Below are 12,762 nucleotides of genomic sequence, written 5' to 3' on the forward strand. Positions count from 1 at the left end.
CCTCAGCGCCGAAGCAGTCGCCTCACGTAGTTGGCCACCCGACGCGGAAGCCGTCGCCTGGTGCCCGGCGGCGTCTGCGACTGCCGCACCTGCTTCTCGAGCTCCGCGTTCGCCCGCCCCAGCCGCGTGGCCTCGCGGCGTGAGCTCGCCAGGGCGCGCTCGGCCTCCCGCAGGGCGAGCTCCCGCGCGTCGAGCGCGCCGGAGTACTCCCGCGTGGCCGCGTCGAGACGGCGCTGCAGCTCACCCAGCGCGGCGGCCGGCGTGCGCAGCGACTCCGACATGCGGAAGACGTTCGGGCGCGTGCTGCGACCTTCGCCGGGCAGCCACTCGTGCAGCGAGGAGCCCCAGTTGTCCAGCTCGACCAGGCGGAACGGGACCTCCGCGGACGCCACCGCCTCGACGAACGAGAGCTGGTCACGGCGCGAGTAGCGCAGGACGTGCACCCACCACCGGGCCATCGCCCGGTCCACCGCCTCGGTGCGCCTCCGGGCGAGCATCCCCGTCCACGGCACCGGGGCCTGGAGCCGGCCCGGACCGAGCACCGAGTAGTGCGTGAGTTGCTCGTAGAGCCGGCTGAAGTCGTCGAGCCCGGCGAGCAGCACCTCCTCGAACTCCGTCACGACGTCCTTGCGGAACGAGTGGCGCGGCACGGCGACGTCCGTCCCGTCCAGCCAGGCGTCGAGGATCTCCGCGGGATCGGTCGTGAGGCGGACCCGGGCATCGATCCAGAGCGTCTCGTCGTAGTCCGCGAGATCGGCATGGCCGGAGATCTTGAGCGCCCGAGCGCTGCGCACCGGGTCCATCGCCAGCAGCGGTTCGACGAGACGGACGTCCCACGACTCGCTCCGCAGGTCCGGATCGTCCGTGAAGCAGATGAAGTCCAGGTCGCTCGCGGCCGCCACCGGCTGCTCGGTGAGCAACTCGTGCTGGCCCGTGAGCGCGGTGAAGACGGCACGACGCCCGGTCACGCTGCCTCCAGGGCACGCGCGACCTCGGGGCTGACGACGAGGGCGTCGCGCGAGTGCAGCCAGCGGCTCGCGAACAGGGACTCGAGCGTCTCGGCGTTGCCGCCCGGGACACGGATGAGGCGGCGCGTGCGCCGGTCCATCATGAAGGCCGCATGGCGCTCGGCCAGCGTCGCCACGCGGCCCCGGGACAGGGACGCGACCTCGAGCATGAGCGCCCAGTGGTCGATCCGGGCGAGCGCCCGCGCGCCGCCGTCGAGCACGCGCGCCGCGGATCCCTCGGTGTCGACCATGGCGCAGAACGACCGCCGGTCGTCCCCCAGCCCGTCGATCACGTCGCCGAGCACCGTGAGCGGCAGGTCGACGACGGTCCACCGCTCGGACTCGTCGAGGGCCTCGGCTGACGGTCGCGCCGTCCCGACCCGCACTCGCTCGTCGGCCGCATCGACGTCCAGCGTGACCGCCCACGGATGCAGCCCCAGCGCGACGTTCCAGAGCCGCAGCGATCCCGGGTGCGGGTCGCGCCGGGCGGCGACGGTCCTCTCGTCCTCGGGGACGGCGGCCGGCGCGCTCACTCCGGCGCTCCCTGAGGACGAGTCATCGCAGATCGTTGGTGTATCGCTCGCGGACGACCCGGCGGCTACCCCAGCGGGTCTCGAGGCGCTTGAGCTCCCACGGCTTGACGATCGCCTCGCGGGTCACCGACTCGAAGTGGAAGAGCTCGACGTCGTGCAGCCACAGCAGTCGCAGACCCGCCCGACGGACCTTGAGCGAGAAGTCGACGTCGTTGAAGTTGACCGGCAGTCGCTCGCTGAAGCCACCGACCTGCTCGAAGACCTCGCGGCGCACCGCGATGCAGGCACCGGTGAGCGCGGCGACCTCCCGATCGATCCACAGCTCGCCGCGGGCCCCGAGCGCGTCGGGCTCGGAGGCCCGGTAGCCGTCGGAGATGTAGCCGCTGCCGTAGCGGACCCCGCCGTGCTGGACGCGGGAGTCCTCGAAGAGCAGCTTCGCGCCGGTGGCGCCGACCCCGTCCTCGGCCAGCGGCGCGAGCAGCGGCCCGATGATGTCGTCGCCCGTGATCTGCATGTCGTCGTTGAGGAACAGCAGGACGTCGCCGGCGGCGACGGCCGCGCCGAGGTTGCACTTGGCGCTGAAGTTGAACTTCCAGCCGAACTCGACGAGACGGATCCGGGCACCGTGGCTGTCGCGGAAGGCGCGCAGGTCGTCGAGCACCTCGGCGGGCGTCGGGCTGTCGTAGACGATGACGTACTCGACGTCACGCCCGTCGACGCGCTCGACGAGGGAGCGGATCAGCTCCGTGACGTAGACGCGCTGCTCGCCCCAGACCTCTCCCGCGGTGCCGATCGTCGGGATGACGATCGAGACCGAGGACGTGAGGTCGGGCTCGCGGTCGATCCGCAGCGTGCCGGGCACCCGGCCCGGCGCGACCGTGCCGCGGATGCCGAGCCGCTCGAGCTGAGACTCGACCGCCCGAGTCCGCTCGGGGGTGACCGGACGACGCTCGACGGGCGTCCCCTCCGCGGCACCGCGACGGTGATAGAGCACGCGGCGCACGTGGGCGCCGTGACGGGCCTGCTCGCCGACCCGCAGCAGCAGGTCGTACTCGGCCTCGTCGCCGAACTCGGTGCGCAGCCCGCCCACCTCGGTGACGAGACTGCGGCGCAGGGCCAGCAGGTCGCCCACGTACGGATCGTGGCGCAGTCGCTCGGGCGACCAGTCCGGCTTGAAGTACTGGCTGTGACGCTCGCGGTCGACCGTGATGACGTCCTCGTCGCAGTAGACGAGGTCGGTCGACGGGTCGTCCTCGACCGCAGCCAGGAAGTACTCGACGGCCCGCTTCGCGATCAGGTCGCCGGCGCGGACGACGGCGACGAACTCACCGGTCGCCACGGCGAGCGCCGCGCTGAGCGGGTCGGCGGAGGTTTCGACGACGAGCACCCGGGGATCGGCCGCGGCCGCATCCCGCGCGATCTCGACGACCGCCTCGTCCGTCTGCGCCGGGACGGCGACGACCCACTGCCAGTTGCCCTCGGACTGCGCACGGACGGCACGGGCGGTCGCCGCGAACAGTGGCGCGGAGACGGGCAGTGCCACCGTCAGCAGGCTGAGGAAGGGCGGCTTCGCAGGACGGTCGGCATCGGTCGTCACGGCCCCGAGCGTACCCGGCGACCGTGACGACCTCGCCATGACCGTCAGTGGATCTCGCGCTTGAGGATCTTGCCCGTCGCGGTCATCGGCAGGGCGTCGCGGAACTCCACGATGCGCGGGTACTTGTACTGGGCGAACTGCTCCTTGCCCCACGCGCGCAGCTCGTCCTCGCTGACCTGGGCGTCCTTCTCCGGGACGACGACGGCCTTGATCTCCTCGCCGTGCGACTCGTGCGGGACGCCGATGACCGCGACCAGCGAGACCGCCGGGTGCGTCATCAGCACCTCCTCGAGCTCACGCGGGTACACGTTGTAGCCGCCGCGGATGATCATGTCCTTGCTGCGGTCGACGATGAAGTAGTAGCCGTTCTCGTCCTTGCGGGCGAGGTCGCCGGAGCGGAACCAGTCGCCGTGGATGGCCTCGGCGGTGGCGGCCGGGCGGTTGTAGTAGCCCTTCATGATGCCGTGGCCCGCGATCGCGATCTCGCCGATCGCCTCCGGATCGTCGGCGATCTCGTTCCAGTCGTTGTCGATGAGCTTCATCTCGACGCCGGCGACGGGCTTGCCGATCGAGCCGACGACCGTCTCCTCGCCCCAGACCGAGAACGACGCGACCGGCGACGTCTCGGACAGGCCGTAGCCCTCGAGGATCGTCACGCCGAACTTCTCCTTGAACTGGCGGTGGATGTCGCCGGGCAGGGCCGCGCCGCCGGCCGCCGCGACCCGCAGGTGCTTGGCCAGGGTGTCGACGTCGATCTCGGGGGTGAGCGCCTGCAGCAGGCCCCAGTACATCGTGGGCACGCCCGCGAAGAACGTGACGTTCTCCTTGAGCATGAGCTGCAGCGCCGGGCCCGCCTCGAAGCGCGGCAGGTAGACGATCGTGCCGCCGTAGAGGATCGCGCCGTTCTGGATGACCGTCTGGCCGAAGATGTGGAACAGCGGGAGCACGGCCAGGTAGGTGTCCGGGTCGCTCTCGTCGGCGTTGAACGTCGTCGCGCCGAGGGCGGCGTTCGCGCGCAGGTTGCGGTTCATCAGCTCGGCGCCCTTGGGCTGACCCGTCGTGCCGGAGGTGTAGAGGATGACGGCGGTGTCGTCGTCCTCACGCGCGACGGTCTCGAAGACCGGCGACTGCTCGGCCACGAGCGGGCCGTAGTACTCCGGTGCCTCCATCGGCTTGGGCGCGGCCGAGTCGAGCTTGATGAGGAAGAACTCCGTGCAGCCCTCGACCTCGTTGAAGCCGGCCCACGCGCGGTCGCCGATCGGCAGGTCCGGGGTGCCCTCGAACGCGATGAACGCCTTCGCGTCGGAGTCGTCGAGGTGGTACGCGACCTCGCGCTCGGACAGCAGGACGTTGAGCGGCACGACGGTGGCGCCGACCTTGAGGATGCCGAAGTAGACGATCGTGAAGTACGGCAGGTTCGGGATCGACATCGCGACCTTGTCGCCCGGCTGGATCCCGCGGGACACCAGCAGGTTCGCGACCTGGTTGGCCGCCCCGTTCAGCTGGGCGTAGTTCAGGCGGGTGTCACCGAAGACGATGGCGGTGCGCTCCGGGTACTTCGCGGTGGTGTCGTCGAGGATCGCGGCGAGGTTGGTCACGGCAGGGGGCTCTCTCTCGGTCCAGGAGTGGGTCCAGAAGGCGGTGTGGCCTTTGTTACATCGACACTGTAACGAAGGCCACAGCCGCGCGGGAGTGCCCGGGGTGTGTCACCAGGAGTTGCCGGTGAGCCGCTCGTAGGCCTCGATGTAGCGGTCGCGCGTCCGCTCCACGATCTCCTCGGGCAGTCGCGGCGGCGGCGTGTCCGAGGCGCGGTCCCAGCCGGACGCGTCGGACGTGAGCCAGTTGCGGACGAACTGCTTGTCGTAGCTGGGCTGCGCACGACCCGGCTCGTAGCGGTCGGCGGGCCAGAACCGGGACGAGTCCGGGGTGAGCACCTCGTCGGCCAGCACGATCGTGCCGTCGGGCCGTGCGCCGAACTCGAACTTCGTGTCGGCCAGGACGATGCCCTGCTCGCGAGCGATCTGCTCGGCGCGCGAGTAGACGGTCAGGGTCAGGTCGCGCAGCCGCTCGGCGATCTCGTCGCCCACGGTCTCGGCGACGGCCTCGAACGAGACGTTCTCGTCGTGCTCGCCCAGGTCGGCCTTCGTGGCCGGCGTGAAGATCGGCGCGTCGAGGCGCGAGCCGTCGACGAGACCGTCGGGCAGTGCGATCCCGCACACCGCGCCGGTCTCGGCGTAGTCGATCAGGCCCGAGCCGGTCAGGTAGCCGCGGGCGACGCACTCGACCGGGAACATGTCGAGCCGCTCCACGACGAGCGCACGACCGGCGACCTCTTCCGGGACGTCGGTGCTCACGACGTGGTTCGGCACGAGGTCGGCGAGCTGGTCGAACCACCACAGGCTCATCCGCGTGAGGATCTCGCCCTTGTCGGGGATCCCGGGCTCGAGGATGAAGTCGTAGGCACTGATCCGGTCGGACGCCACCATCAGCAGGTGGTCACCGTACGTGTACAGGTCGCGGACCTTGCCCGAGTGCAGGTGGGTGGCTCCGGGAATCTCCAGCGGCATGGCATCAGGCTAGTCGCCGGGTTCCGCACCCCGCCGACGGCGTGACTGGTTCACGCGGCGAGGGGTCGGTAGCGCTGGTTGCGTTGCCACGTTCCTCGGACGAGGAACTCGGGCATCGCGTCGGTGGCGAACCGGATCGGTATGTCCGCCTCGTGCACGAATCGGTGGTGATGTCCGCAGAGCAGGACGCCGGTGTCGGTGTTCGTCGGTCCGCCACGACTCCACGGGATCGCGTGGTGCGCTTCGCACCATCCGGGCGGTCGATCGCAGCCGGGGAACGCGCATCCGAGGTCGCGTTGGGCGAGCGCGACGCGTTGCGCGGCGGTGTGGTGTCGTTTGGTCCGGCCTTCGTCGAGGATGTGGCTCTGGCCGTTCATGACGACCGGCAGGATCCCGGCGTCGCAGGCGAGCTTGCGGAGTTGTCCGGCCGAGATCCGGGTGCCGTACTCGGTGACCCCGGCCCGATCGGTCGCGCCGCGCAGGGTGGTCTCGTCGACGGTGACGACGAGGGTCGCGGCGACGCCGCCGTGGTTGCCGTAGCAGTCCCGCGGTAGGTGGCGGACGATCTCCGTGAACGCCTCACCGGCCTTCTGCGCCGGGGTCAGGCGCTCGTTCTCGGTGGTTGAGCTTGTCGAAATCACATCCGCCGTCGACTTCTCGGTGAGGGCCCGGCGGCGGGGATTGGTCTTGGACTCGATCACCGCACGCAGCATGTCCGCCGACATGGGGTCGGTCTTGCCGCCGAATGGCACCAACCCCGTGGTCTCGTCCGGGTTCCCGATCCAGAACTCACTCAACTGCCGTTGGGCATGCTCGGCCCGTTCCAGTCGGGTGTTCTCGATCCGGTCCGCGCGTTCCCGGTCGATGATCTCGACCGCGCGGGCGGCCTTGCGGCCCAGTTGTTCGACCGACATCGCTGGGGCGGCGCTGGTCAGGTCTACCTCGACCCGGTCGCGCTGGTCGGCGCTCAAGTCGGCGGGCAGCTCGTCGAGTGCCGCCGTGACGATGCGTGCCTTCTGAGCCGACATGCCTGGCTTCGCCAAGGCTTCCTTGACCCGTGGCGCGGACTCGAGTCGGTTCGCGAGCCGAACCTGGGAGGCGGCCTCGCGCGTAGAGACGCCCGCCTCGCGGGCCACCAAGGCCGTCAACGAGGTCGCATCCGTGGTTCGGTGGGCATTCTTGCGATCCGCCGCCGCCAACAGCGCCAGGTTCAGAGCTTGCGCCTCCCGCAGCATCGCCTGCACCACCCGCGTCGCGTCAGCCAACTCCGCCGGAGTCAGCGCATCCAGATCGCTCGCGCGCGCCGCCGCCAAGACCCGCGGCCCCGACCCGATCTGCGCCAGCAACGAACTCACGATTCCCCCGAACCCTCACGCCAGAACTACGAACTGATGTTCCCATTCTAACCGATTCGGACTGACACAAGAGCGTTGTCCACACCCCAAATCATTCGTCCTTGACGAGATCGCGGAGTGCACCCAGAGCGTCAACTGACGGGTGATCTCGATACGCCGGCTCGTTCCTCGCCGAGCTACTCGATCACCGGGGTGGCTGCTCCTCGATCACCGCGGCGAGGGCTTTGGATCACCGAGGCCGCCCGCGGGTCGGCGGAGTCGTGGCACGCTGTGCCGGTGCCCTCGACCCGCGCGCTGACGACGACGCTCCTCGTCGCGACCCTCGTCGTCTACAGCGCGCAGGGGATGCTCGTGCCCGTCCTGGCACCCATCACCCGCATGGCCGGCCTGGCCGAGGTCGACCTCGGCGCGGTCATGACGCTCGCGGCCGCGATGCTCGTCATCGGCGGCCCGCTGTGGAGTCGCGTGCTCGAGCGGTCGGGCGTGCGGGCCGTCCTGGTCGGCGGCCTCGTGCTCGCGGTCGTCGGTTCGGCCGGCTTCGCCGTCGCAACCCAGGTCGCGGTCGACCATGACCTGCCGCGGGCCGTGGTGCTGCCGGTCTTCGTGCTGACCCGCGGGGTCATCTACGGGCTCGGCTTCGCCGCGGTGCCGGTCGCCGCGATGACCTACCTGGCCTCGATCAGCGAGGGCGTCGCCGAGCGCACCCGCGCCATGGGTGCCTTCGGCGCCGCGCAGGGCATCGCGCTCGTGCTCGGTCCGGCGGCCGGCGGACTGCTCGCCCTCGGTGGGCTGCTGCTGCCCGTGCACGTCGCGCCCGTCCTGCTCGCGGCGGTCCTCGTCGCCGTCTGGCGCCTGCCGATCCCGTCCGGGGTGCGCTCCGACGCCCCCACCGCCAAGCTCTCGTTCTCCGATCCGCGGGTGCTGCCGTTCCTGCTGTTCGGCGGCATCCTGTTCCTCGGCCTGTCGCTCGTCGAGAACATCCTCGGCTTCCTGATCCAGGACCGGCTCGGCCTGAGCAACACGGAGACCGCCGCGACGGTCGCGATCGCCGGTGTCGTGATCGGCCTCGGGTTCGCGGCCACCCAGGCACTGCTCGCCCCACGGCTCGGCTGGGGCCCGCACCGGCTCATGGTGGTGGGCGGCGGCGTCGCGGCGCTCGGCTACGCGGGCGCCGTCATCGCCCCGTCGCTGGCCACCCTGCTGCCGACCATGATGGTGATCGCCGCCGGACTCGGCCTGGCCGTGCCCGGCTACAACGCGGGGGCAACGCTGGCGGTCGAGCCGCACGAGCACGCCGCCGTCGCGGGACTGCTGACGGCGACGGCCGGCCTGGTCTACATCGCCGGCCCGCTCACCGGGACCGCGCTCTACTCGATGGATCCGATCGCGCCCATCGTCGGAGCGGCACTGCTGTCCGTTCTCGCGTCTACGATCGCGGTATGGCCGTCGTCCACACCAGCGCCGAGCTGACACCGTCCAAGTCCGAACTCCTCGAGGCCTGGCTGCCGGAGCAGCCGTGGTGGCCCGAGGGTGCCGCCGTGCCTGCCGCCGTCGCGAGCTTCCGCTTCGACGACCCGGCCGGCGAGGTCGGCATCGAGACCTTCCTGTTGCCGTTGGGCGACGTCGTCGCGCAGGTGCCACTCACCTACCGGGCCCGGCCGCTCGACGGTGGCGTCCTCGTCGGCGAGATGCAGCACTCGGTGCTGGGCCCGCGGTGGGCGTACGACGCTCCCACCGATCCGGTCTACATCGCCGAGGCGACCGCCGTGATCCGTGAGGGGCGCGGCGAGGTCGACCTGCTCGATGCGGACGGTTCACCGCTGCCGCGGCGGGCCACGACGGCCTCGGTCCACGGCTCGGGCGACGGGGACGGGCTGCTCCACGTCGAGCGCCTCGTGCCGTCGAACGCCGCCGTCGGCACCGGGACGCTCACGGCCACGTGGGCCGAGCACCCGGATCCGGTCGTGCTGGCCTGGCTCGGCTGAGCCGGGCGCGTGGTCTCGATACGCCGCTCGCTGCGCTCGCGAGCCACTCGACCACCGGGCGCCCGCGGCCACCGCTGATCGAGTAGCCGGCGAGGAACGAGCCGGCGTATCGAGATCCCGCTCGATCAGACCGGGACGCCGCGATTGGCGTTGGCGTCGGCACGCTCGTTGCCGGGATCGCCGGCATGGCCCTTGACCCAGTGCCACTCGATCGCGTGCTCCCCGCCGTGCACGAGGGCGTCGAGCTGGCGCCACAGGTCGTCGTTCTTGACGGGCTGCTTCGCCGCGGTCTTCCAGCCCTTGGCCTTCCAGCCGTGGATCCACTGCGTGATCCCCTGCCGGACGTACTGGCTGTCGACGTAGATCGCGACGGTGCAGGGCCGCGTGAGGGCCGAGATGCCCTCGATCACCGCGGTGAGCTCCATCCGGTTGTTGGTGGTCAGACTCTCCCCACCGCACAGGTCCTTCTCGTGCTCCCCGGCGCGCAGGTACACGCCCCAGCCACCCGGTCCGGGGTTCCCCTTGCAGGCCCCGTCGGTGTACATCACGACGTCGGTCACGATCAGAGGATGTCGCCGGGGGCGTACGCGGCGGCCTCGGGGTGGCGCTGGGCCACCTGCTCGACCTGCGCGACGACGGCCGCGACCTGGGACACGGCCGCACCCGTGAAGGTGAGCGGCTCGGCCACGAGACGCTGCAGGTCGTCGGAGGTCAGGCCCAGTCGCTCGTCGCCGGCCAGCCGGTCGAACAGGTCGTTCTCGGCGGTGCCCTTCTCGCGCATCTCGAGCGCGACCGCGACCGCGTGCTCCTTGATCGCCTCGTGGGCCGCCTCGCGGCCGACACCGTGGCGCACGGCGGCCATCAGCACCTTGGTGGTGGCGAGGAAGGGCAGGTAGCGGTCGAGCTCGCGCTGGACGACGGCCGGGAAGACCCCGAACTCGTCGAGCACCGTCAGGAACGTCTCGAACAGGCCGTCGGCGGCGTAGAAGGCGTCCGGCAGCGCGACCCGGCGCACGACCGAGCACGACACGTCGCCCTCGTTCCACTGGTCACCGGACAGCTCACCGACCATCGACGCGTAGCCGCGCAGGACCACGGCCAGGCCGTTCACGCGCTCGCACGAGCGGGTGTTCATCTTGTGCGGCATCGCCGACGAGCCGACCTGGCCGGGCTTGAAGCCCTCCGTCACCAGCTCGTTGCCGGCCATCAGCCGGATCGTGAGGGCGAGGCTGGACGGCGCGGCCACCAGCTGGACGAGTGCGCTGACGGCGTCGAAGTCGAGCGAGCGCGGGTAGACCTGACCGACGCTCGTGAAGGTGCGCTCGAAGCCCAGGTGCGCCGCCACGCGACGCTCGAGGTCGGCCAGCTTCTGCTCGTCGCCTCCCAGCAGGTCGAGCATGTCCTGGCCCGTGCCGACCGGACCCTTGATGCCGCGCAGCGGGTAGCGGGCGATGAGCTGCTCGACGCGCTCGATGCCGACCATCAGCTCGTCGGCCGTGGTGGCGAAGCGCTTGCCCATCGTCGTGGCCTGCGCCGCGACGTTGTGGCTGCGTCCGGCCATGACGAGCGAGTCGTGCTCGGCGGCGAGGCGGCCCAGCCGGGCGAGAGCGGCGACGGCGCGGTCGCGCAGCAGCTCGAGCGAGGCGCGGACCTGCAGCTGCTCGACGTTCTCGGTGAGGTCGCGCGACGTCATCCCCTTGTGGATGTGCTCCGTGCCGGCAAGGTCGGCGAACTCCTCGATCCGCGCCTTGACGTCGTGGCGCGTGATCCGCTCGCGCGCGGCGATCGACGCGAGGTCGACGCGGTCGACGACGGCCTCGTAGGCCTCGATCACGCCGTCGGGCGTCTCGATCCCGAGGTCGCGCTGGGCGCGGAGCACCGCGATCCACAGCCGGCGTTCGAGCACGATCTTGTGCTCGGGCGACCAGATCCGCGCGAGGTCGGCGGAGGCGTAGCGGGAGGCGAGAACGTTCGGAGTCGTCACCCGTCCATTGTCGCAGGGCCGCCCGACCCACCGGTCAGGGCGGCCAGCGCGATGTCCGTGCGGTGGTGGGCACCGCGGATGCGGATCAGTCCGACGGCCTCGTAGGCGCGCTCGCGAGCCTGCGCGAGGTCGTCGCCGACCGCCGTGACCGAGAGGACCCGGCCGCCGGCCGTGACGAGCTCGCCGTCCTCGTTGATCGCCGTCCCCGCATGGATGACGTCGACGCCCTCGAGCGCGTTCGCCTCGTCCAGTCCCTCGATGACGTCGCCGCGGATCGGGGTGTCCGGGTAGTTCTCGGCCGCGACCACGACCGTGACCGCAGCGCCCGAGCGCCACTGCGGGAGGCCGACCTCGCCGAGCGTCCCGGTCGCCGCACCGTGCAGCAACGCCGATAGCGGCGTCTTCAGCAGGGCCATCAGGGCCTGGGTCTCGGGGTCGCCGAAACGGGCGTTGAATTCGACGACGCGGGTGCCGCGACCGGTCAGCGCGAGCCCGGCGTAGAGCAGACCCTGGAACGGCGTGCCGCGGGCGGCCATCTCCTTGATCGTCGGCACGAGGACGCGGCGCGAGACGTCGGGCACGAGGTCGTCGGGCGCCCAGTCGAGCGGTGTGTAGGCGCCCATCCCGCCCGTGTTGGGTCCCGCGTCGCCGTCGAGGGCGCGCTTGAAGTCCTGGGCCGGCTGCAGCGGCAGCACCGTCGAGCCGTCGGTGATCGCGAAGAGCGACACCTCGGGTCCGTCGAGGAACTCCTCGATCACGACCCGATCGCACGAGGCGGCGTGGTCGACCGCGACCTGGCGATCGTCCGTCACGACGACACCCTTGCCGGCGGCGAGCGCATCGTCCTTGACGACGTACGGCGGGCCGAAGGTGTCGAGGGCGTCGGCGACCTGGTCGGCGTCCTCGCACACCCGCGCCATCGCCGTGGGGACGTCGGCCGCGGCCATGACCTGCTTCGCGAACGCCTTCGAGCCCTCGAGCTGGGCCGCCTCGGCGGTCGGGCCGAAGCACGCGATGCCGGCCTCGCGCACGGCATCGGCCACGCCCGCGACGAGGGGCGCCTCGGGGCCCACGACGACGAGCTCGGCGCCCACCCGGGTCGCGAGATCGGCGACGGCGGCACCGTCGAGCGGATCGACCGGGTGCAGGTGCGCACAGGCGGCGATGCCCGGGTTCCCCGGAGCCGCGTGGACCTCGGTGACCTGCGGATCGCGGGACAGGGCGAGGGCCAGGGCGTGCTCGCGGCCGCCGGTGCCGATGACGAGAACCTTCACCCGCGGGAGTCTAGCGATCTGTCAGAGGCGCGAACTACCGTCGACGCATGGCACTGATGAATCCCTACCTCCAGTTCGACGGCACCGCCGCCGAGGCGCTGGAGTTCTACCGATCCGTCTTCGGCGGCGAGTTGCACACCAGCAACTACGGCGACCTCGGACAGGGCGGCCCCGACGAGGCCGCCAAGATCATGCACGGGCAGTTGACGACCCCGGCCGGTTTCACCCTGATGGGTGCGGACCTGCCCGCGGGAATGCCGTCGTCGGGCAACGGCGTCGTGTCGCTCAGCGGCGACGGCGGCGACGGGCTGGACGAGATCTGGAACGGCCTGATCGAGGGCGGCAGCGTCGTCGTCCCGCTCGAGGCCGCGCCGTGGGGCGACCAGTTCGGACAGCTCGTCGACCGCTTCGGCGTCTCCTGGATGGTCAACATCGCCGGCGGCTGAGCCGTCGAGCAGGC

At 71.2% G+C, this 12,762-nt stretch carries 12 protein-coding genes; 3 read left to right on the top strand and 9 right to left on the bottom strand.

All coding sequences use genetic code 11. The annotated features are described in order from the left end of the window. Positions 1-2: 2 nt before the first annotated feature. The 6 genes from ACT26F_RS12085 to ACT26F_RS12110 all read right to left on the bottom strand — a co-directional run bounded on the left by ACT26F_RS12085 (position 3) and on the right by ACT26F_RS12110 (position 7,059). Positions 3-968, bottom strand: a complete 966-nt coding sequence (locus tag ACT26F_RS12085; protein WP_471670792.1) for a glycosyltransferase domain-containing protein — start codon at positions 966-968, stop codon at positions 3-5. Continuing rightward, positions 965-1,540, bottom strand: a complete 576-nt coding sequence (locus ACT26F_RS12090; protein WP_471670793.1) for a hypothetical protein — start codon at positions 1,538-1,540, stop codon at positions 965-967. Before ACT26F_RS12090 ends, ACT26F_RS12085 begins: the two co-directional genes overlap by 4 nt. Before the next feature lie 22 nt (positions 1,541-1,562). Continuing rightward, on the bottom strand, positions 1,563-3,137 hold the full coding sequence (locus ACT26F_RS12095; RefSeq protein WP_471670794.1) for a glycosyltransferase family 2 protein: 1,575 nt from the start codon (positions 3,135-3,137) through the stop codon (positions 1,563-1,565). A 44-nt stretch (positions 3,138-3,181) separates the two neighbouring features. Then, positions 3,182-4,735, bottom strand: coding sequence for a long-chain-fatty-acid--CoA ligase (locus tag ACT26F_RS12100; RefSeq protein WP_471670795.1), 1,554 nt, complete (start codon positions 4,733-4,735; stop codon positions 3,182-3,184). A 108-nt stretch (positions 4,736-4,843) separates the two neighbouring features. After that, positions 4,844-5,704, bottom strand: a complete 861-nt coding sequence (locus ACT26F_RS12105) for a phosphoribosylaminoimidazolesuccinocarboxamide synthase (protein WP_471670796.1) — start codon at positions 5,702-5,704, stop codon at positions 4,844-4,846. Between the two features lie 50 nt (positions 5,705-5,754). After that, a complete protein-coding gene (locus ACT26F_RS12110) occupies positions 5,755-7,059 on the bottom strand; it encodes an HNH endonuclease signature motif containing protein (RefSeq protein WP_471670797.1) in 1,305 nt (434 codons plus the stop codon). Between the two features lie 276 nt (positions 7,060-7,335). Here ACT26F_RS12110 and ACT26F_RS12115 point away from each other — a divergent pair, with 276 nt between their 5' ends. Both ACT26F_RS12115 and ACT26F_RS12120 read left to right on the top strand, forming a co-directional pair. Further along, the gene (locus tag ACT26F_RS12115; RefSeq protein ID WP_471670798.1) at positions 7,336-8,529 is read left to right on the top strand and encodes an MFS transporter; all 1,194 of its coding nucleotides are present in this window, start codon (positions 7,336-7,338) and stop codon (positions 8,527-8,529) included. Beyond that, positions 8,499-9,044, top strand: a complete 546-nt coding sequence (locus ACT26F_RS12120) for a maltokinase N-terminal cap-like domain-containing protein (RefSeq protein ID WP_471670799.1) — start codon at positions 8,499-8,501, stop codon at positions 9,042-9,044. The genes ACT26F_RS12115 and ACT26F_RS12120 overlap by 31 nt, the downstream gene beginning before the upstream one ends. Before the next feature lie 125 nt (positions 9,045-9,169). On the opposite strand, the gene rnhA is transcribed toward ACT26F_RS12120, so the two are convergent. From rnhA to purD, 3 genes are read right to left on the bottom strand one after another with little or no spacing between them, the layout of a single operon-like run. Beyond that, positions 9,170-9,604: a ribonuclease HI gene (rnhA, locus tag ACT26F_RS12125; RefSeq protein ID WP_471670800.1), complete on the bottom strand. Its 435-nt coding sequence runs from the start codon at positions 9,602-9,604 to the stop codon at positions 9,170-9,172. Positions 9,605-9,606: 2 nt separating this feature from the next. Further along, a complete protein-coding gene (gene purB, locus ACT26F_RS12130) occupies positions 9,607-11,028 on the bottom strand; it encodes an adenylosuccinate lyase (protein WP_471670801.1) in 1,422 nt (473 codons plus the stop codon). Continuing rightward, positions 11,025-12,302, bottom strand: coding sequence for a phosphoribosylamine--glycine ligase (purD, locus tag ACT26F_RS12135; RefSeq protein ID WP_471670802.1), 1,278 nt, complete (start codon positions 12,300-12,302; stop codon positions 11,025-11,027). The genes purB and purD overlap by 4 nt, the downstream gene beginning before the upstream one ends. Before the next feature lie 47 nt (positions 12,303-12,349). On the opposite strand from purD, the gene ACT26F_RS12140 reads away from it, so the two are divergent. Continuing rightward, positions 12,350-12,748 carry a VOC family protein gene (locus ACT26F_RS12140; RefSeq protein ID WP_471670803.1) on the top strand — a complete coding sequence of 133 codons (399 nt, stop codon included), beginning with the start codon at positions 12,350-12,352 and terminating at the stop codon, positions 12,746-12,748. Positions 12,749-12,762 lie beyond the last annotated feature (14 nt).

It is taken from the genome of Aeromicrobium sp. SP1 (genome assembly GCF_055663785.1).